The organism is Oceanobacillus rekensis, assembly GCF_002153375.1.
In the GTDB taxonomy this organism is placed as follows: Bacteria; Bacillota; Bacilli; order Bacillales; family Amphibacillaceae; genus Oceanobacillus; species Oceanobacillus rekensis.
Genome location: NZ_MTBQ01000008.1, coordinates 46,968 through 67,184 on the forward strand (window position 1 = coordinate 46,968; position 20,217 = coordinate 67,184).

The following is a 20,217-nucleotide window of genomic DNA, read 5'->3' on the forward strand; positions in this document are numbered from 1 at the left end:
CCGAGCCTGCCTGAGATAACCAAGCATTTAAAATGTACCATCTACCACCCAGTGTTATTCCGGATCCACCCAAAACAAGTCATCCAGTGTTTTACCAAGCGCATGACAGATTGCCAGGCACAGATTCAATGTCGGGTTGTATTTACCAAGTTCTATTAGACCTATCGTCTGTCGCGATACACCAACAAGTTCGGCAAGTTCTGCCTGGGACAAGTCATGCTCCACCCTAGCCATTTTTAACTTAATGTTTTTCATCGTCGTCACCAAACTCATCATTATCAAGCATTTTATTCATAGCGCGGTCACTGTTGCGTTTGGCCATTTCATTTCCTGCCACAAGGATGACGACAAAAAATGGCAAATAAATCATCAGCGATCCAAAACCAGTAATTAAAAAGTAGTAAATACTCTGTTGAACACCATCTGCATATCGCACAGAGCTGTTGATGCCCATAAAAAGAGCAATACCAATTCCAAGACCTACACTCATAAACAAATTTTTCTTCTGCATGGACCATTTATTTTTCCGGTCATGCAATTCAACCTCTGCCGAAAAAATACCCAACCTGATGGACCGGTACAAGTAATAAATGCCGACTGTAATCAGAATAATCAATTCGGTTAGGACATGCTCCATATTAAGATCGTAAACAAAATATTTCACTATAGCTGAAATACTGCATAGCACGACCACTAAAACATAAACTTCCGCATAGATTTTATTTCTAGTATTGATTACCCATTCATCCTTCACTTGGCTCTTCTTAAAAAATCCCATGATCCTGCCCCCTTCATTATTTAATTGTATTATATGTTACCGATTAGCATTATGCAATATATATTTGTCTTTTTGACATAAAAAATTACCTTAATTAGATCTTGACTCGTATATAAAAAACCCCTGAGTTTAAAAACAGTATGGGATCTTACTTGATTTTGATTTTTAAACAGTTGCCTTTTCCAGTACGCCATCCACATGGCGTATCGCCCTTCCATATAAAGCTTTCCTTTGACGGATCTATAAATACCTAATCGCTGCATCCTGCCTAACTTCTCATTTCCTTTTCTATAATTGAATTTTCTCTAGGGAAATGAAGGTATACATAAATTAACCCCTCCTAAAAATGAATTTTCAGAGAGGGGTATCTAAGTTTGAGTAGTTCCGTTTACATGGAGAAAAATATTAAATTTTTTTCCTAAATGAATAGAGTATAACTTCACTTTCCGAAATATTAATGAATGACCACCTTGGTTCGGATTATGGGTTAAATCAAAATCTTCACGACGGAACAGATCCTGACAATTATGACTTTAAATTGTGATGAATATAGCAGTTGAGGGATTAGGGCAGCCCCCCATAGCCATCAAGCTAATAGAAAATAGAGAAATAAATCTCTATATTTCTGTTAGCTTTATTCGCTTATATTTCTTTCTAATATATTAGCGCATGACAAAACAAGCCTCCAAGGAGACATTATTTTCAAATTATTTAGTCATGCAAGGTTAAACGGCTGATGATGCGGTTTGTTTATATGCAATATTTAAAATATCAAATACAGTTTCTTTCTGTTGCCGGTGTGATTTACTCCCGTAATATTACTCCGAGCGCAGAATACAATTTCTTCGTTGATCCTGAAGCAGCGAAAATTGTACTTCATTCAGGTATCCCCATGACAATGGTTGGGTGGGAAATGTGCACACAATATTCCATTATGGACGATAACAATCATCATGAAATCGAAGCTTTAGCGACATCTGGTTCGCAATTTTTTAAATATTTAATCAAGTTGTGATGAAATTTAATAAAAGTGTTCACAAACTAAACGGCACAACACATCCGGATACATTATTGGCTGCTGTTGCAGCAAATGAAAAAATTATGACAACATCAAATCTATATCATGTAGATGTTGAAACAATAGGTGAACTAACAAAAGGTTACAGTCTTGTTGATGTTAATAATCGTTTGAATCGCACAAAAAATGTGCGGGTTTGTGAAGAAATTGATCGGAATGCATTCAAAGAAATGCTAATCGAGGTATTGCGTTCGATAAAGTGAATCTTAATTTAATTCGGGATAAATTAACAGTCTGATTGTAAAAATGAAGAGGGGCAGTTTCTAATCCTCCTCACTCTTTAATTCTATGTCATTCGACGATGAAAGAAAGGAAAGGTTATGTAATATATTTGGGGAATAATAGGAATTATAGGTATTTTATTGGATGCTCATTTAGACAGGTATTCTCCTGTCTTTTTTTATACCCAGCGGACAAAATGAAAGTTCTGTTAGGATCTTTTACGGATTAGACGTATGGTTGGGAAAATTATTTTGGAGCATTGCTCTTCCTGGGTTCGGTTAGTTTCTGAATGGAAAATACGTAAAAGGAATTGTACTCCTAAATTTTGGAGTTTTTGGTGAATGTTAAGCTAATTTTAACGAAATAATTATTATAAGTTTTCACAGGGATATTGAAAAGGCAATTGAACAAGCTGATTATCAGTGGTTAATGTTTTACCCTTGTTTGTATTTCTATGCGATGTGGGATGTGTTTAATGATGCAGGAGGAGGAAAAGAACGGTATTCTTTTCTTCCATTTGTATTCGTAACGTACTTTGTCGCTGTTGGTTGTATTTATTCTCCCAACTGTGGATGAACTATTTAACAATGAAAAGGGCTAAGGGCGTTTTCTGAATTGTATAATAAGGACTTAAATTAACTGGTGCAAGAGATAAACAAGGTGGTCATTGAAATTGATTGCCTTTTTCCTTTTTGCTAAGATTATTTTTGGAATTTTATGATATTATTGATATAGAGATATTGAACTAACAGAGCAGATTAGTTTTACAAATTAAAAATGAGGTGATGTAGTGGGGTTTTATTATTTCATAATTCTTTTTATAGGGATTTTTCTTATTTTAGGAGCAGGATTACAGGCGTTTAAACATCATTCATTGTCAAAAAAAAGGGGTATATTAGGCCTTATTGGTTTTCTGTTAATTGGTTTATCAATCTTTTTATTTACATCAGGCAGCTCCAATATTATTGCTGAATTTTTGAGATTGAATGAATAAAAATATTAAACTAAATGGTGCTTTTCTTAAATAAGAAACTCACCCTTGTTCTACTCTTGGGACACGTAATGGGAGATTTTAAGATTGAATAAGAAAAAAGCGAAGTAGGATCTTTATCAATATTAACAGCGACAATAAGTATCATCTTTTTCTTTATAATAAGAGGTCCAAATGCCAATCTGACTTTTTTGCAAGCGTGTTGACGGTGCTTTCTGTACTTGGAATTATTATTTAATATCACATCTAAAAAAATTCGATTTATTATAACAAGAACTATACTAAATGGATCGTTGTTAGTATTTGTTGGTTTGGTTTTATTTGCAGTGGGAATAAGTGAACGATGAAAGTTTAAGAAAGATATTGATATGGATCTCAGGTAGAGGTCCTTTTTTACTATAATATTTCTTTCTATATGTTAATTAATAACAACGAGAAATGTTCTGTCAGTATTTACCGAAAGATTAATATAGCTACAATTGCATCAACAGCAAAAAAATGGATTGTCCTATAACCAGACAACCCATTTTTGCTGTTATTTTTCCAATTCAATCGTTTCATTAATATCTGTCGATTCAGAATTTTCCCCTGTCATGCGTTTATAGAGAAAGGCGATTTTTTTCGTGAAATTACCGGTTTCCCAATATTCGGCTGCTTCCGCTTTTACCTTTATCAAGACAATGTTAGGATCATCATAAGAGGTCTTCATAATTTTCTCATATGCTTTGCTCCATAATTCCTTTTTCTTGTCTAAATCCTCAACGATTTCTGCTCTTCCTCGAACGGAAACATAGGATTTACCTGCATAAGCCACATTAACTTCTTGATCATGTAAAATTTCTTCATATTTATTAGTCTCTTTCTTAGTGAAAAACCATAAGTCCCCGTCAAACTCTAATTCTTGTGTTTTCATAGGGCGGGAAATAAGCCCTTCTTCCGTTAACGTAGTCAGCATGGCAGTGTCTACATCTTTGATTAACTCTCTTAATGTTTCCATCTCTTCTTGTTTTATCATGTTAGACATTTCCATCACCTCATTTATGTTTGTAAAGGTATACTACCCTTTACACCAACTTTTAATCAATCAGGCATGCCGGATTATAAAACGAATTTTAACAAAATGAAACCAAACACCCGGAATGAATAGAGAAGGTAAACTCTTTAATGGCAATACACAGACACTTAAATTTCCTGATAATAGCTGTTGTCAACTCTCAAAATGCTATGTTAATACAGTGCTATTTATATATTGGAATTGATAAGAACAAAGGGGTATTTTATCTTAATGTTAAATAACTATAGAGTTTGTGAAAGTATGCACTTAAACTATAGGGCAGGTTAGTTTAAGAATGCTCTTTGACCTTTATTCAACAAAGGACCAGATTGTTGAATAACACCTTTAAAGAAAATTGGATATCTATGTTAAAGTTTAGAATAGATTGTGAACATAAGTTTGAAATAAAATCGAGTCGAATCGTTTTACGGGGCTGTTCCAAAAGTCGATATTTAATCGATTTTTGGGCGGCCCCTTTTTAGTGGTTGAAGTCACTCTTTTTTTTAAGACTTACATGGGGAGGGCTATTTAAACTAATGATGGAGTTAGTACGAATAAAATATGATTCGGTTCATCACTTTTGTTCAAAAATCGGTGTTTAACATTTGGTGGAATGCGTACGACATCTCCTTCATTTAAAAAATATTCTGTGCCTTCCAGTTCAACATACGCTTGTCCTTTCATTACGATAGCAATTTCTTCTTGGTTGTCGTGTGAATAGTGACTTTCTGTAGTGCTTGCGTGTGCCTTCAAATCCATCATTAAGAGTTCAATATGTGCTTTCATGAAGTCTGGTGTTAACACATCATAGACAATATGATCACTATTCTCGCGATATACTTTCTGTCGATAATGTTTTCTCGAAATGAGTGAATCCGTATCAATTTCATTAATGAAGAGGGTAAAGAGTGGCACATTTAATGCTTGCGCAATCAGCTTTAGTACACTTAATGAGGGATTTGCTTGTCCTCTTTCTATTTGGCTAATAAGTGAAGTGCTAATTCCTACAGATTCGGCGAACTCACGAATTGTCATACCATTCTTTTTACGATAATTTAATACCGTTTGCCCGAGACGATGATTGTTCATGGTAAAGACCCTTTCTAAAATAATGTATGTTTCATTCATTTTGTGCTGACATACTAAACATGGAGAATTAGTACTTTTATCGATTATATAAATACTTTATACTTACGTTTGTACATTATAATGTATTAATTTTATTATTGTAAACAAACATCTAGGGGGAAACAGAATTGAAATCACCATTTATTTCGTACATGGCTTTATTTTTGGGCGTATTTGCGTTATCGACTTCAGCGATCTTTGTGAAGTTGGCAGATGCACCTGCGGAAATTACAGCATTTTACCGGATGCTTTTTGCAGCAGTAATGCTTTTGCCATTCTTATTGATTAATAAAAAGAACCGCCAAGAATTACGCTTGTTATCAAAAAAACAATGGGGACTCGGATTATTATCAGGCGTATTTCTAGCAGCCCATTATGTGTTGTGGTTTGAATCATTAAATTACACATCTGTAGCAAGCTCAACGGTTATCGTTACCTTACAGCCCCTCTTTTCGGTGGTTGGCGGCTATTTTCTATTCAAAGAGCGCTTCAGCAAAGGGGCTATAACGGGCTGTCTCGTTGCGATTGCCGGAAGTATTGTCATTGGCTGGCAAGATTTTCAAATCAGTGGACAGGCATTATTTGGCGATATACTTGCTTTTATTGCGGCCGGCATCATAACAGCCTACTTCTTCATTGGTCAGCATGTTCGTAAAAGGCTATCTCTTATCCCCTATGCAGTTATCGGGTATGCGAGTAGTACAGTACTTTTAGGGGTGTTTGCCTTCAGTCAGCAAACACCCTTCTTTAGTTATTCTGCACACACATGGTGGTCCTTTATTGGATTAGCGTTTATTGCAACAATTTTAGGGCAAACAATTTTCAATTGGCTGTTGAAATGGCTAAGTACTTCGATTATTTCAATGGCTATATTAGGAGAGATCATTGGAACTTGCCTACTCGCTTATTTCATTTTGGATGAGGTCATTTCATTACAACAAGGTATGGGTATCGCACTCATCTTAATCGGTCTAGCATTATTTTTACTACAGCAAAGAAATAACGAATAAACAATAGAGATTAATTGGCGGTACGAGAATAGATTTAATTGAAGAACATTTATTAGAAGAATTCTTTAAAAATGACTCCTTTGTTCAACTATCGGTCGCGATTCTTTAATAAGAATCGCATTTCTTAATGAACAAACTGGTGCAAGAGCTGAATAGGGCAATCAGAATTTGATTGTCCTTTCTTTTTCTAATAATGTTATGAATATTATGTTAAAATTAAATAAAAGGCTGTTGATCTATCTGGCAGATTAGGACAACAAGTACATAATTATTTGTTAAGAAATTCAATTGGGGGGTGTACTTTTGAAGAAAATTATTTTATTAATATTGCTATTGATTAATGTTTTCTATATTGTAAGTTTCTTTGTTGGGAATGCATCTATTGCATTAAACAGTCTATGGCTTGTCATAATTGTAATCAGTTTGTGTTTATCTATAATTTATCTGTTACGTTCAAGAAAGAATCCTTATTTATTAATTTCTGTTTTTATTATAAGTATCTGTTCTTTGGGGACTTATGGGTTTCTATATTTCATTACTAATTTTATGGGATAATGATATTTAACATGCGAATCTTCAATAAGGGGTGAATTTTTATGGAAATAATTTTTATGTTTATAGCAGGATTCATTGTTTTTATTATAGCTATAATAGCGATTATTAAAGGAGTAACACATAGAATAAAAAGTCCAACTGATGATTTAAAAGGAGAAGTTTCAAGTCTTAAAAATAGGGTCAATGAGCTTGAGAATGAAAAGAAAAGCTAATTACTCTGTTCAAGTAACTGGTGCCATTCTTAAGAAGGAGAAGCACCTTTTTTGCTAAATTTATGGGCAGGTTTGTGGAATAAGAACAATTTATTTTAGGGGGATTTTATGATAGGAATTGCAACAGTAATTGGATTTTATTTATCACCAATTTTAAGTATTGTGTTCTGTGCCAACCTCGTATCTATTTTAAAGAAGGTAAAAAACAATGAGGATACTTATAAAAATACATTTTGGTTAACACTTTCAATTACATTAATTGTATGGAATTTTAGCATACTTTTGTTGATATAGCGCTTCTTCAACAAACTGGTGCATAAATTAAAAGAGGGGTGGGATTTTTTGGAAATTATAGATAAGACGCATAAACCTGATTATGTCTTTGAGTATTATATAATCTGTGTTTTTTCTATACTAACATTTAGGAAAATAAACAGAGTTGAAAAATTGAAAGTGAAACTTAGAAAAAGGAAAGAAGAGAACTCTAATAGAAATATTTAACTGCAATTAGATAATATTTTTGTTAACTGGTGCGATAGCACAATAAGAGCAGTCACCTTTTGGCAGGATAGTTGAATGGTAAGCTATTGTTGAGAGAAGCTAATGCTGAGGTGAATTATATGAAAAGGATTATTTTAATCAGCATCTGCTTAATTTTGTTTTTTAGTCTTAAACCCAATGGAAATTCTGTCCAAAGTGAGGAGTCTTACGCTACCGTAGAAGATATTATATTACAGGTAAGTAAGCCTAATGTTGGGAAGCTAGTAGTTACTTCTTCAAACGAAGAAAATGATGACATATTATATTTACTAAACGAAATTAAATATGAACTAATAGCATCCATTACAAAACAAACAGGACTTGATTCGATAGAAATAATGGTAGGTTCTCATTCTGTTGGAGAAAATATTGACGTTGACGTATTAGTAAATTTACCAAAGGATGCAAAAATTGGGGAAGCGACAATTCAACAAATAGTAAAGGATATTATTAGGATTGTTTCTAAAAAAGAAAATGTAACAATTAGCGAGGAAAATATTAAGATAACAACCCACTAATGGTAAATTCCTTCATAGGCATATATCATAAAAGTACAGTCGTATTATATAATTGTAAAAAAATTAATTTAAACTATCTGGTGCAGAGTTATATAAGGCAATCAAATTTTTTTTAATGAAAGGCTGTTGATCTATCTGGCAGAAGAGTTCAATAATTTTTTTGGAATATTTATTTTACAGGGGATGTAAAAAATGGGGAAAGACAAAGAAACACCTGAAGTAAGAAGAGAGAAAATGAGACAAGGAGAATTAAAAAATCCCTCTAGTAGTATCCACGGGAGCAATCTTGCTGATCTAGTAGGTGGTTTAGGTTGGAAAGGTACTGGATTATTGATTCTTGTATTAATTATTGCTGGTGTTTTCTTTTTATTAAAATTTAATCCACCATTGGAGATTGGTACTATTGCTTCAAGTGAAGATAATAAATCGGTTGTTATTGGTATTGGTAATAACGGTTTTCGTGAAGTCAAAATAGTAGATGTTTCGGTAAATAATAATGAAAAACCTTTAGAAACAAGATTGCAAGTTAGTAATGCATTGCAAGGGTTCACCATAACGGATGATTATAACAGTGAAGAAGCGAAAAAATATGGTTTTACCAATATAGATGAGATAGTCATAAAAACAGGAACTTCACCATCATCTAATTATGAAAAATTAGATGATGGAACTGCTTCAAGAGATGATGAAATTTATGGGATTAGTGTTATTCATAATGAAGAAATAAATAACGTTCATATAGAATATAGTCATTTTGGAACGACATTTAATGATACTGTGTATTTAAACTATTATTGATATATCAGGATTTTTCATTTGAGATTTCATGTACTTCATAGATTTTAACTCACTTCAATATCAAATATGTGAAGCAAGTATAGCTTAATCATGTGCACGGTAAAAAAAGAGAGGAGAACTCTTGTAAAGTTCTCCTCTCCTTCGTTCCTGAAAAATACTAATATCGTTTATTCGAATCATTTCCTACAATAGTGACTGCTTCAGGATACATCGTCTTGTTAACCGTATCGTTTGTTAAGAAGGTGCCGTAGACAAAATTTTCATTATTCTCGTTCGCTTCTACCAATACAATGACTTTTCCGTCCTTCAGATACTGCTCATACTGTTTCGCTTGCTCTTCCGGTATACCGGCTCCAACCAATGCACCGACAAGTCCGCCACCACTAGCTCCAATACCCAGACCAGCTAGTGTTGTTGCCAACGGTCCGGCTGCGAGTAGTGGACCTACACCTGGGATTGTTAATAATCCGGCTTCAACGATCAAACCACTAATACCGCCTAGCACTCCGCCCGAAGCAGCACCAATGCCGACACCTTTTCCGGCGTTTTTGCCTCTACCCCCTTTATTCGAGGATACGTCTGTGTTTGTTTCCTCTTCGATATCTTTTACTTTATCCTTGTTTTTAGCAAAAACGGATATATCTTCTTTTCCATATCCTTGTGCTTGCAAGTCTTTAATTGCTTTCTCTGCATTCTTAACATTAGAAAAGACGCCACCGATTAATTTATTATCCATTTTAACATCAGCTCCTTTATTTTTATCTATACTTCGTGCATTCCCGATCTGATAAAATCTAATCACCTACACACTGACAGATGGTTAAAAAAACAATGAACTCTTTGCAAATAAAAACAGAGAAGACAAGTAGTGTCCCCTCTGTTAAGCTAGTTAATATCACTCACATACGATTATTTCACGAGTAAATAACCCTAATATGTCTTTTTTAGCTACTGCTCGGTCCGTAATCATAAATCCAGCTGCTTTAAGAACTTCATCGATCGGCTCTACCGTTACTACGACTAATCTATCTGCGAATCTCCGAGCACTTTGGAGCATTTCCAGTTGCTCTTCATCTGAGATAACCGAACATAAATTATAAGGCAAATCAATAATTGCGACATCATAATGCTCCGTGACATCCCGAATATCTGCTAAGTTTACTTCTCCCTCAAGACCAAAATATTCGATGTTTTCTCTGACTCCATTGATGATTAGACGATTTCGGTCACTTCCTACGATATCAATCCCCATTGAAAGGGCTTCAACTAGTACTGTCCCAATTCCACAACAGGGATCAATTGCTTTTATGTCGTGTGGAATTGGAATAGCAATATTTGCAACTGCCCTTGCCACACGTGTACCCAGCGCTGTCGAATATTCATGTGGCTTCTTCTGATGTTGTAACCAGACAGGCTCACTTTTCTTATAGTCACCGAATACCCATCTCCCGTTCACGTTCGTTACGCCAAAAAGTCGATCGGCATGATCAAAATCCGCTTCCCCATAAACATGTAATCCAATTTCTTTCTCAACCATACGCCGTCTCTTGAAGCCTTCCTTCTCCTCTTTTACAAGGCCACTATTTTTCACATAATTCACTTTGAATGTTGCCCCGTCTAAATCCAACGTTTCTGCTTGTTTGAGAAGATCCTGAAAGTTCTCCTCTTCAAAAATCACACGAATTCTTTCTTTCATAAACGGGCTTCTGGAAGGATCAACTTCCACAAAACTTTCCAATACTTTATTATCCGTATCCTTTCCAAAAAAGGAACGCATTTCCAGAGCACATAAAGAGCGCTCTTCCTCTGGGTAGGAATACATATATACATAGGTCGATAAATCTCGATTCGTAAATTCCAAGTTAGTTTTCATCCTTTAATCCAGTATTCTTAAATCTCACATTAACCATTATACATTTTTTTGGAATAAAAAAAGCAATAGGCATCATCTAACATGACTGTCCGTATTGCTTTTATTCATCAGGTTTGCTTATAGAATACTTTATCTACATTGTATTTCGCCTGAAGTTTGTTAATGATATACGTTTCATAAATCTCTCTGTCGGCTGGTTCTTCAACCAAACAAATCTCAATCTTCGTAACTTCATCGCGGTGCGTCTTCATTGGCGATACATTATCCTGAAAATGTTTTTTAATTCTGGGTCTTAACTTTCTAGCTTTGCCGACAAATAATAACTCATCATTGTCGTTATAAAACATAAAAATACCGCCCTTTTCTCTTGTGATCAAGTGAAAATCGGTAAATCCATAAATATTACTTAACTCCGGATTATCCTGTTTCGTAATGGTAACATCTGGCTTCGGAATGGTTATATCTATCACTTAAGCTTCACTTCCTCTTTCTACGTTAATTTAAAGAGTATCATAAACCAGTCCCTTTGTGGAAGAAGGAACTAGAAGGTAAACTTAAAAACAAGTAGTAACATCATATAAAATAATAATCTGATTTTTGTTAAGAGCATTAAAGTTTCTCATAACGTAATTATATAATGTAACATTGATCCTCTTTTAACGGGATGGGTGTAGTTGAAGTAAGTTGCGAGAGGTCCTTTGTCTGCTGGTATTTCTTGTACGCCATCCACATGGCGTATAGCCCTTCCATATAAAATTCCTTGGACCAATCATAAATTCCTAACCGCTACATCCTGCCTAACTTCTATTTCCTTTTCTAAAATTGAATTTCCTCTCGGGTAAAGGAGAAATACATAAATTTAACCCCTCCTAAAAATCAGATTTCAGAGGGGATATGTAAGTTTAAGTAGTTCCGTAACATAGGGATACATATTAAATTGTGATTTAATCCTTTTTTTTCATCGTCCATGGGTATTTAGGTCTTTCAAGGGGTGTGATATTAATAACGAGATATCCGATAATTAGTATAAGAATGACCAGGGCATAAATTAATGTATCAATTGGTTTTTCATGATCTACAATAATCAGTCGAAGCATGGCAGTGATCCCAATATAAATAAAATAGCGTAATGGAAAATGATAATCCTCTTTAAAATATTTTACAATCATCGTAATGAATTCAAAGTATAGGAAGAATACAAGGATATTTGCAAGGAATATCTTGTAATCACTACTGTCATCCACTATTAATAAATGGAAGAAATTTACAATTTCCCCCACAAGAAGAAAAGATAAAACCAATGCTAACAGAAAAAGGCATACATTCAGAAATAATTGAAGAACATGCGGAATTAACTTCATTTTTTCATTCATATCAATCTTTTTCTTAACCATTAAATACCTCCAGTCTTTATTATCTCAAGATAATATTATTCACTATAATTAATTAAAATACAAGTGCTTATTAAAGAAAACCTTGTACAATTGAGTGGTCGTGAATCATCTCCTGCGATAAGCGTTGTAAAAGAAATAGTTAAAAATCAGATGGCTGTCCCCCACCGCTTTACAGTATTAAAGCGGTGGGGGACAGCCATCTGATTACATAAAATTCGCTCAAATCCAGGCGTTAATTCCCAGATTCTGAGTACTAGGCAATTTATATAGGCACTGCTATAGTGGCACTTCTATTGAACGTTCCTTACTGCAGCTTCCCTCTACCTAAGATTGGAATCTCTTCCACAACCACATCCCCAGAAACAAGGTAGGCGTAGTCATATAGATTACAAACTGGACATATATGGTTCGGAATAATTTCCAACTTTTCACCAATTTTCACTTGATTCCTAAATCTTTCATTATATATAATTGCATGTTCATCAAAGAGTTGATCAATATGCACATGGTCGGAATTTTTGATATAGCCTATTCCAGTTGTTGCACAAATTCCTTCACTTCTCGTCTGCATGGTTAGTCCTTTGGCACCGACATCGGTAATGACTCGTTCATTAGTTGGTTTGCTAATAACGGTCGTCAGGACACTGGCAGCACAACTAGAATATGAACCAATTGCATTCCCTTGGGATACATCCATGAGGATATATGTTCCAACACGAAGTTCGGTAATTCCCTCCATCACTCCAAAATCATGCAGCAGCGGCGGTGTAGATCCAATGCTAACTGTTTCAAGTTGACATCCCTGTTCCTCCGCAAGATGTGCAAAACGAAGGGTACGTTTTTGTGCTTCATTGTATAAGCGGCGGCAATCCTCAAGGTCCTTCGCTTTGTAAGTATGACCATCATGGGAGAAAATCCCTTTTAAATTTACATGTGAGCAACTTTTTATATAATCTACCAAACTTAAATAATCGCTTTCTTCTATAACTCCAGAACGGTTTTCGCCAACTTCAATTTCGATAAGAACTTGAGCCGGCTTTTTACTATCTATAAATACGCTCTCAATTACTCTGCATTGCTCGATACTATCAACGCCAAAGGAAATATCAATAGTTTTCGCAAGTTTCTTTATCCGATTTAGTTTAACTTCGCCTACAATTTCGTTTGCAATAAAAATATCGTTTAATCCGCTTTCAGCCATTACCTCTGCTTCGCCAACTTTTGCTACAGTAATTCCTTTTGCTCCTGCATCTACCTGAAGTTTGGCTAGCGCGGGCATCTTATGTGTTTTCGTATGCGGTCGAAGATGTACGTTATATTTATCAGCATACAATTGCATCCTATGAATATTATCCATCATTATTTCTCTATCAATGACTAAGCTCGGTGTATCTAATTCTTTCCTATTCATCCTAATCACTCCTCCATAATTAGATATGCTAGCGCAACTTTATTCAATTTTATTAAAATACGATTTATATCCTAATTACTCTTTATACCTGCTCCACATAGAGGAAATACTACTTGTTGTTCCTTTAATTCCGGGTATTTATCTAAGTATTGTAAATAACCGGCGTAATTAGCAGCTGATGTTAGTTCAACATAAATGCCTTTTAATGCAAGTTCCTTTCTTGCATTTATAATGCTCTCCTCTGAAACGCCAATTATATCACCGCTACTTGCCCGAATAGCTTGTAAGATTTCTGTTCCTCTTGCCGGTGCTGCAATGGCAATTCCCTCCGCCAAAGTTCCAGAGCTTTCAATTGGCCTAACTGTTTCTTCTCCCTCAGCATATGCTTGCATGATAGGTGCACATGTTTCTGCTTGTACAGCAAGAATCTTGGGCATTTTAGCAATCTGGCCACTTGCCATTAACTCCTCAAAGGCAATATAGGCTCCCATTAGCAATGTTCCATTTCCAACTGGAATAATGAATGCATCAGGCATTTTTTCATTCAATTTTTCAAAAATTTCATAAACATACGTCTTCGTACCTTCCCAAAAGATAGGATTATAAATATGGCTTGCATAAAATGAATTTGTTTTTTCTACCATGGTGATTGCCGCTTTGGCTGTGTCTTCTCTCGATCCAGGAATCTTATGAATCACCGCGCCGTGGGCTTCAATCTGTTTCACTTTTTTTACGGAAGTAGAATCAGGCACAAAAATATCGCATTGGATTCCTGCTCTTGCTCCATAAGCCGCAATTGCTGTCCCCGCATTCCCGCTACTGTCTGCAATTACTCGATCGAAGCCTAGTTTCTTCGCCATGGCAATAAGGAGTACAGCGCCTCGATCTTTAAATGATAACGTCGGCATATAAAAGTCGGCTTTTGCATAGAGATTTTCAGATAATTTGATCAGCGGAGTGTCTCCTTCTCCTAATGTAATCTCCTGCCAAACATCGTCCTTTTCAAATGGCAATGCATCAATATACTTCCAGAGTGAATGATTTCGTGATATAGATGTTTTTGAAAAATCAACGGCCTCTTTTTCATATTCAAGTCCGAGCAGCCCTCCACAATCACATTTCCATTTATTACTCTCCAAAAGGTATCTTGTGCTACAGTCATAACAAATATAGTTCATCATCAATCTTCCTTTTCTTCATCAATATAAGCAACTGCCTCAAGTTCAACATGATATCCATAGTGCAGTTGATTGGTAGGAACAACGGCCCGTGCTGGCTTATGGTCACCAAAATACTGTTTGTATAATGAATTCACGTTATCCCATAAGGATATATCTGAAATATAAATCGTGACCTTCATAATATCCTTTTTATTTGCACCTGCTGCTTCTAAAATGTGGTCTACATTCGAAAGTACTTGTTTTGTTTCATCAGTAATGTCTCCACTTGTTCCCTCACCTGTAAAGGGATCAACCGGTAGCTGCCCTGAAATGAAAAGCAAGTTTCCTTTTTGGGTTGCTGCAGAATAATGCCCTGGGTTTGGTTTTGCACCATTAATCGAAATAAATTTCATAATATTGTCCTCCTCTTTAGAATGTATTTAATAAATCTTATAAAAAATTATATAAGCATAGTAAAAAGGTAACTAAATATTTATTTCCAATTACTTGTTGCTTTTTTCTTTAATTTCCTCAATATAACTGTACACAGTCACTTTGGAAACATTCAATTTCTCAGCTACTTTATCAATTGTGCCGCGTATGAGAAAAACCCCCTTTTCCTCCATAAATCGAATCATTTCAATCTTTTCATCTCGTCTTAATTTCTCTACTTGCTCGTCACCAATAATTTTATCGATCAAATCATTAGCAATCTCCTGAATATGCTCCATTTCATTCAAATTTACATGTTTGTAAATAGGCTCTGGCTCATGGTTTGGGTGATCTGGAATCAAACTGTTTAACCAGTTAATATTTTCAGTGATTCTAGTCGTATCAATATTAATGCAGAGTGCTCCCAAGACTTTTTTTTCCTCGTCCCTAATTAACAATGTAGAAGATTTTATTAATCTACCATCATCTGTTTGAAAGTAATAATTTGTTGAAAAGTCATTTGTGAAATTTTGTGAAAGCAATACTTCGGTTATTAAATGATTAAAGCTTTGCCCTACTTGCCTGCCAGTTACATGGTTGTTAACCGTGTAAACAACTGAGTTTTGTGGAACGGTTAAGTCATGTAGTACAACTTCACAATCATGGCCAAAGGTTCTTGCAATCACCTCCGCTACCGGGATGTACTGTTCAAGAATTGTATTCATTCAAAAAAGTCCTTTCCAAAACTCATTCTAATAACTATGTTATATAATTTTTTATATAAAATCAATAACTTTTTACATATTTTCAGTTTTTTTAGAATATTTTATAAATAGTTATTGACAATTTCCTTGAACTTTTATATAAAAGGGATAAGTACTTTTTAAAATTCCAAGGGAAAATGTAACCGCTTTCTAAAGGGATAAGAGGAGGGATATAATACAGCAGCAGTAGTAGTGGAGAACTGAAAGTAGATTAGCTCATTTTTATCTATTGTTTATTGTATATTTTGTAAGTTTTAATGTTTATATTAATTTCTCTTGCTATCTTCACTTAATCATTCAGAATTAAAGGAGGTTCATATGAAAAAAATTGGATTACTCACACAAATTTTGATTGCATTCGTAATTGCTATTATTGTCGGCGCTATCGTTGGGCCAAGTATCGAGGTTGTTAAACCACTTGGTGATTTATTTTTGCGTATGATTCAGTTTATAATCGTTCCCTTAGTCCTTGCATCCCTCGTGGTTGGTGTTGCAGGTACAGGGGACATTAAAAAAATTGGACGTATGGGTGGAGTAACTTTTTTTTACTATCTTTTAACCACAGCTTTTGCAGTAACAATCGGATTAATCCTTGCAAATATCTTTAAACCAGGTGTTGGTATCAATATAACTCAATCTACAGAAAAGTTAGAGACTACAGAGGCTCCTGGAATAGTTGATACATTATTAAACATCATCCCTACTAATCCTATTGCTTCAATGGTAGAGGGTAATATGCTGCAAATCATCTTTTTTGCCATCTTCCTTGGTCTCGCGATTACGATGTTAGGTGACAAGGCAAAAACAGTTTATAACTTCTTCGATGAACTTGCTGAAATTATGTATAAAATTACATCCCTCGTAATAAAATTGGCTCCTATAGGGGTTTTCGGTCTAATCGCACCAATTGTTGGAGAGTATGGTGCTTCTATACTCCTTCCACTTTTGAAAGTTATTTTAATCGTTTATGCCGGATGCATCCTTCACGCTGTATTAACCTATTCACTTTTTGTTAAATATTTTGCAAACATGAATCCTTGGAAATTTTTTAAAGGAATTGCTCCTGCAAGCTTGGTGGCATTTAGTACAACAAGCAGCTCTGGAACTTTGCCAATTACAATTAAAAGTACTGAGGAAAACCTTGGTGTATCCAGAAAAGTAAGCAGCTTCGTTCTTCCGCTGGGAGCCACCATTAATATGGATGGAACCGCATTATATCAAGGTATATGTGTAATATTCATCGCACAATTCTTCGGAATTGATCTTTCCTTTGCGCAACAGTTGATGATTGTTTTAACTGCAACGCTTGCCTCCATCGGTACTGCGGGAGTTCCTGGAGCTGGCTTGATTATGCTTACGATGGTAGTAACCTCTGTAGGACTTCCTGTTGAGGGTATTGCCCTTATTGCAGGTATTGACAGAATCTTGGATATGATCCGGACTTCTGTCAATGTTACAGGTGATGGTTCCGCTGCAGTTGTAGTAAATGCTTTGGAAGAAAAACGAGAAGAGAAGCTATCAAATGAAATAAGTGCATAAAGTAGAATTTCAAGTAATGGGTAGTATCTTCGTACCCTACTACTTATTAGATGAGAATATAGTGCCAGTCCACCGCTTTAACACTGTAAAGCGGTGGACTGGCAAAAGATTATTTGGCGTTAAGATTGGCGCTGGATTTTGTGCATTTTCGGCATTCACGGCAATAGAGATAAATGTAACCATGGTCATACATAAAATCGATAATAAACTAGACTAGCCTTTCTCATAATGAACCTCCATTATTTATCACTTAAACAGCAGCCGACTAGTAGACTATTTGTTTAATAGAGAAATATGTTACCCCCTTACTAACTTTGTTCTTATTTTGTTGGATATATATTCAACGATTAAAATAAGTACAACTAGGCCAATTAAAATTGAACCAACCTCTGACCATCGATATGAATTCATTGCAAAAATAAGTGGTGCGCCAATACCGCCTGCTCCTACTAACCCAAGAACAGCTGCATCGCGCAAATTCATATCATATCGATAAATTATAATGGATAGAAATAATACTGAAAGTTGTGGAAAGATGCCATAGCGAATTTTTTCCATAACCGTACAACCAAGGGATTCCATCGATTCAAGAATTGATGTATCCAAGTCCTCTATAACATCTACATACAATTTAGCTAACATTCCTATACTTGTTAAAGACATTGTTAATACGCCTGCAAACGGTCCTGGACCAGTTACGCGTATAAACATTAGTCCATAAACAATGGCAGGAATCGTCCGGATAAAAACCAGCAATATACGAACAATACTTGCAACTGGCTTCGGGACAATATTTGAAGCAGACAAGAAAGCAAGTGGAATAGCCAGAATTGCCCCTACTATAGTACCCAAGAAGGCTATTGCCATTGTTTCAATGAGTAAATAAGGTACGCCATTCGTAAAATTAAACAGTAATTCTACATCTGGTTGAACGAGACCTAATAAGATATTTTTTGCGATTGTAAGTCCATTTGTAGCTAACTGTTCGAATTGGATGGCAGACACCGACCAACCAAATAGGATTATCAAGATCAATCCTGTGATTATTTGCGAGAAGCGACGGTTTGGTTCTAGATGATACTGTTTATCTATAGCATTCATTTGTAATCTCCTACGTTAATTTCTTTCGGTAATACTCACTAATTGATTCAATCATGTAGACGACGACAACTAACATAAGTAAAATCATGCCTAAGTTAGAATAGTTTCTCCATCCAAGACTTTCATTTAATAGCAGCCCGATACCACCTGCCCCAACATACCCTAGAATAGCGGCGTAACGAACGTTACCTTCAAAGCAAAATAGGGAGGTCGATAAATAGTTTGGTAGTATTTGTGGAAAAACAGCATAACGAAACGATTGAATGGTTGTTAATCCCATGGAATGCATCGCTTCATATGCATCCAAATTGGCATTTTCTATCTGTTCGTATAATAATTTTCCAATATATGCGATAGTAAATAAGTAAATAGCAACTGTTCCTGCCAGTGTTCCTAAACCAAAAATATAAGTTGCAATAAGAGCAACAACAAGTGTGGGAAGTGTTCGCAATATACTTAAAATAAATTTGACCGTTGATGAAACCCATTTTGTTTTCGTAATGTTACTCGCTGCAAGCATTGCTAACGGTAATGCAGTTATTGCGCCTAAAAGTGAACCGAGAAGTGACATTTTGATTGTGTCTAATAAAGGCCTCCAAACTTGCGGGATATAGGCCCATGTTGGTGGTATCATCTCCTGGATTATGACAAAGAACTGACCTATTCGGTTTATTAGAACCTGAAGGTCAAACCCTGTAATTTGAATAGACCCATAGCCAAAACCAATTAAGAGTAATATGACAAGGGGTGTCATAGATCGCATTTCCACAACAATTTTCCCGTTTGGAAGAGTCATTTTCCTAGTTAGTAACATCTTCGCGAACATGCGCTATATCACCCCCTTTATAAATCGAACCTTTATAAATTTGTTCTAAAATCTCTTCTGTTATATCTTCTGAACGTCCATCATACACAATCTCCCCTGCATGTATGCCAATAACACGAGTCGCATAGTCAAGTGCTAATTCTATGTGATGAATATTCATAATAACTGTCATACTAAGTTCTTGATTAATACGCCTGAAGTCTTCCATTACTTGATTTGCTGTTAACGGGTCAAGTGATGCCACTGGTTCATCAGCTAAAATAATTTGAGGATTTTGAGCAAGTGTACGTGCGAGTGCTACACGTTGCTGTTGCCCACCTGATAATTGATCGACCCGTATGTATGCTTTGTCTAAAATTCCAACTTTATCAAGCGCCATTAAGGCTTGTTTTTTCTCTTGTTCAGTGAAGATTCCTAGTATTTTTCTCCATAAAGGCATTTGAGGTACAAATGATACAAGAACATTTTTCATCGCTGAAATACGAGTTACTAAGTTAAAAGACTGAAAAATCATCCCGATATTACGACGTAATTGACGAATTCCCTTTCCTTTTAACGTACTTATTTCCACATTGTCTACAGTTAAAGAACCCGCTGTGATATCATGCATTCGATTTATACAACGTAATAATGTGGATTTCCCCGCACCTGATAGTCCAATAATCGCTACATATTCCCCTTGTTTAATTTGAAGGTTAATATCATTTAACGCCAGTAAACCATTGGGATATTGTTTTTGAACTTGCTTAAACTCAATCATGATAATACTCCAATCTTAGAAAAAAATGAGAACATTGAATAACGTTCTCATTTTTACTTTTTCTATTAAAATT

20 protein-coding genes and 2 pseudogenes are annotated in these 20,217 nt (G+C 35.3%); 7 read left to right on the forward strand and 15 right to left on the reverse strand.

Annotated elements, in window-relative coordinates; genetic code table 11:
* Positions 1-54: 54 nt before the first annotated feature.
* Both BV906_RS16795 and BV906_RS16800 read right to left on the reverse strand, forming a co-directional pair.
* The gene (locus BV906_RS16795) at positions 55-255 is read right to left on the reverse strand and encodes a helix-turn-helix transcriptional regulator (protein ID WP_087974786.1); all 201 of its coding nucleotides are present in this window, start codon (positions 253-255) and stop codon (positions 55-57) included.
* Positions 242-778: a DUF6773 family protein gene (locus tag BV906_RS16800; protein ID WP_087974787.1), complete on the reverse strand. Its 537-nt coding sequence runs from the start codon at positions 776-778 to the stop codon at positions 242-244. Before BV906_RS16800 ends, BV906_RS16795 begins: the two co-directional genes overlap by 14 nt.
* A gap of 814 nt (positions 779-1,592) precedes the next feature.
* Here BV906_RS16800 and BV906_RS16810 point away from each other — a divergent pair.
* Together BV906_RS16810 and BV906_RS19930 are read left to right on the forward strand one after the other, a co-directional pair.
* Positions 1,593-2,059 (forward strand): annotated as a pseudogene (locus BV906_RS16810) (nucleoside hydrolase); the annotation flags it as partial.
* Positions 2,060-2,363: 304 nt separating this feature from the next.
* A pseudogene (locus BV906_RS19930) lies at positions 2,364-2,639 on the forward strand (hypothetical protein); the annotation flags it as partial.
* 965 nt (positions 2,640-3,604) lie between these two features.
* Here the strand turns inward: BV906_RS19930 and BV906_RS16820 are convergent.
* Both BV906_RS16820 and BV906_RS16825 read right to left on the reverse strand, forming a co-directional pair.
* Positions 3,605-4,093 (reverse strand): pyridoxamine 5'-phosphate oxidase family protein, encoded by a 489-nt coding sequence (locus BV906_RS16820; protein ID WP_087974790.1) that lies wholly within the window; start codon positions 4,091-4,093, stop codon positions 3,605-3,607.
* A gap of 558 nt (positions 4,094-4,651) precedes the next feature.
* Positions 4,652-5,251 carry a helix-turn-helix domain-containing protein gene (locus BV906_RS16825; protein ID WP_425435206.1) on the reverse strand — a complete coding sequence of 200 codons (600 nt, stop codon included), beginning with the start codon at positions 5,249-5,251 and terminating at the stop codon, positions 4,652-4,654.
* Positions 5,252-5,379: 128 nt separating this feature from the next.
* On the opposite strand from BV906_RS16825, the gene BV906_RS16830 reads away from it, so the two are divergent.
* The 4 genes from BV906_RS16830 (at position 5,380) to BV906_RS20170 (ending at position 8,884) form a co-directional block, all read left to right on the forward strand.
* Positions 5,380-6,261, forward strand: coding sequence for a DMT family transporter (locus BV906_RS16830; protein WP_087974792.1), 882 nt, complete (start codon positions 5,380-5,382; stop codon positions 6,259-6,261).
* A 596-nt stretch (positions 6,262-6,857) separates the two neighbouring features.
* Complete coding sequence (locus tag BV906_RS19585; RefSeq protein ID WP_176330388.1) at positions 6,858-7,028, forward strand: hypothetical protein; 171 nt, start codon at positions 6,858-6,860, stop codon at positions 7,026-7,028.
* Positions 7,029-7,648: 620 nt separating this feature from the next.
* A complete protein-coding gene (locus tag BV906_RS16840; RefSeq protein ID WP_087974794.1) occupies positions 7,649-8,086 on the forward strand; it encodes a hypothetical protein in 438 nt (145 codons plus the stop codon).
* A 192-nt stretch (positions 8,087-8,278) separates the two neighbouring features.
* Positions 8,279-8,884, forward strand: coding sequence for a DUF6366 family protein (locus BV906_RS20170; protein WP_342744411.1), 606 nt, complete (start codon positions 8,279-8,281; stop codon positions 8,882-8,884).
* 157 nt (positions 8,885-9,041) lie between these two features.
* Here BV906_RS20170 and BV906_RS16850 read toward each other — a convergent pair whose 3' ends face one another.
* The 8 genes from BV906_RS16850 to BV906_RS16885 all read right to left on the reverse strand — a co-directional run bounded on the left by BV906_RS16850 (position 9,042) and on the right by BV906_RS16885 (position 15,879).
* Positions 9,042-9,620: a general stress protein gene (locus BV906_RS16850; RefSeq protein WP_087974795.1), complete on the reverse strand. Its 579-nt coding sequence runs from the start codon at positions 9,618-9,620 to the stop codon at positions 9,042-9,044.
* Positions 9,621-9,779: 159 nt separating this feature from the next.
* Positions 9,780-10,706 (reverse strand): TRM11 family SAM-dependent methyltransferase, encoded by a 927-nt coding sequence (locus tag BV906_RS16855; protein WP_245844278.1) that lies wholly within the window; start codon positions 10,704-10,706, stop codon positions 9,780-9,782.
* Positions 10,707-10,864: 158 nt separating this feature from the next.
* On the reverse strand, positions 10,865-11,227 hold the full coding sequence (locus BV906_RS16860; protein WP_087974797.1) for a nucleotide excision repair endonuclease: 363 nt from the start codon (positions 11,225-11,227) through the stop codon (positions 10,865-10,867).
* Between the two features lie 474 nt (positions 11,228-11,701).
* Positions 11,702-12,151: a phosphate-starvation-inducible protein PsiE gene (gene psiE, locus BV906_RS16865; protein ID WP_087974798.1), complete on the reverse strand. Its 450-nt coding sequence runs from the start codon at positions 12,149-12,151 to the stop codon at positions 11,702-11,704.
* Between the two features lie 304 nt (positions 12,152-12,455).
* On the reverse strand, positions 12,456-13,562 hold the full coding sequence (locus BV906_RS16870; protein ID WP_087974799.1) for a D-TA family PLP-dependent enzyme: 1,107 nt from the start codon (positions 13,560-13,562) through the stop codon (positions 12,456-12,458).
* 71 nt (positions 13,563-13,633) lie between these two features.
* Positions 13,634-14,743, reverse strand: a complete 1,110-nt coding sequence (locus BV906_RS16875) for a threonine synthase (RefSeq protein WP_087974800.1) — start codon at positions 14,741-14,743, stop codon at positions 13,634-13,636.
* Positions 14,743-15,135 (reverse strand): RidA family protein, encoded by a 393-nt coding sequence (locus tag BV906_RS16880; RefSeq protein ID WP_087974801.1) that lies wholly within the window; start codon positions 15,133-15,135, stop codon positions 14,743-14,745. The genes BV906_RS16875 and BV906_RS16880 overlap by 1 nt, the downstream gene beginning before the upstream one ends.
* A gap of 90 nt (positions 15,136-15,225) precedes the next feature.
* Positions 15,226-15,879 carry a helix-turn-helix transcriptional regulator gene (locus BV906_RS16885; RefSeq protein ID WP_087974802.1) on the reverse strand — a complete coding sequence of 218 codons (654 nt, stop codon included), beginning with the start codon at positions 15,877-15,879 and terminating at the stop codon, positions 15,226-15,228.
* 357 nt (positions 15,880-16,236) lie between these two features.
* Here BV906_RS16885 and BV906_RS16890 point away from each other — a divergent pair, with 357 nt between their 5' ends.
* Complete coding sequence (locus BV906_RS16890; RefSeq protein WP_087974803.1) at positions 16,237-17,457, forward strand: dicarboxylate/amino acid:cation symporter; 1,221 nt, start codon at positions 16,237-16,239, stop codon at positions 17,455-17,457.
* A gap of 297 nt (positions 17,458-17,754) precedes the next feature.
* Here the strand turns inward: BV906_RS16890 and phnE (BV906_RS16900) are convergent, their stop codons facing one another.
* The 3 genes from phnE (BV906_RS16900) to phnC are packed head-to-tail and all read right to left on the reverse strand — an operon-like array spanning position 17,755 to position 20,144.
* Positions 17,755-18,558, reverse strand: coding sequence for a phosphonate ABC transporter, permease protein PhnE (phnE, locus tag BV906_RS16900; RefSeq protein WP_087974805.1), 804 nt, complete (start codon positions 18,556-18,558; stop codon positions 17,755-17,757).
* 10 nt (positions 18,559-18,568) lie between these two features.
* Positions 18,569-19,384 (reverse strand): phosphonate ABC transporter, permease protein PhnE, encoded by an 816-nt coding sequence (gene phnE, locus BV906_RS16905; RefSeq protein ID WP_087974806.1) that lies wholly within the window; start codon positions 19,382-19,384, stop codon positions 18,569-18,571.
* Positions 19,359-20,144 carry a phosphonate ABC transporter ATP-binding protein gene (gene phnC / locus BV906_RS16910; RefSeq protein WP_087974807.1) on the reverse strand — a complete coding sequence of 262 codons (786 nt, stop codon included), beginning with the start codon at positions 20,142-20,144 and terminating at the stop codon, positions 19,359-19,361. Before phnC ends, phnE (BV906_RS16905) begins: the two co-directional genes overlap by 26 nt.
* Between the last annotated feature and the right edge of the window lie 73 nt (positions 20,145-20,217).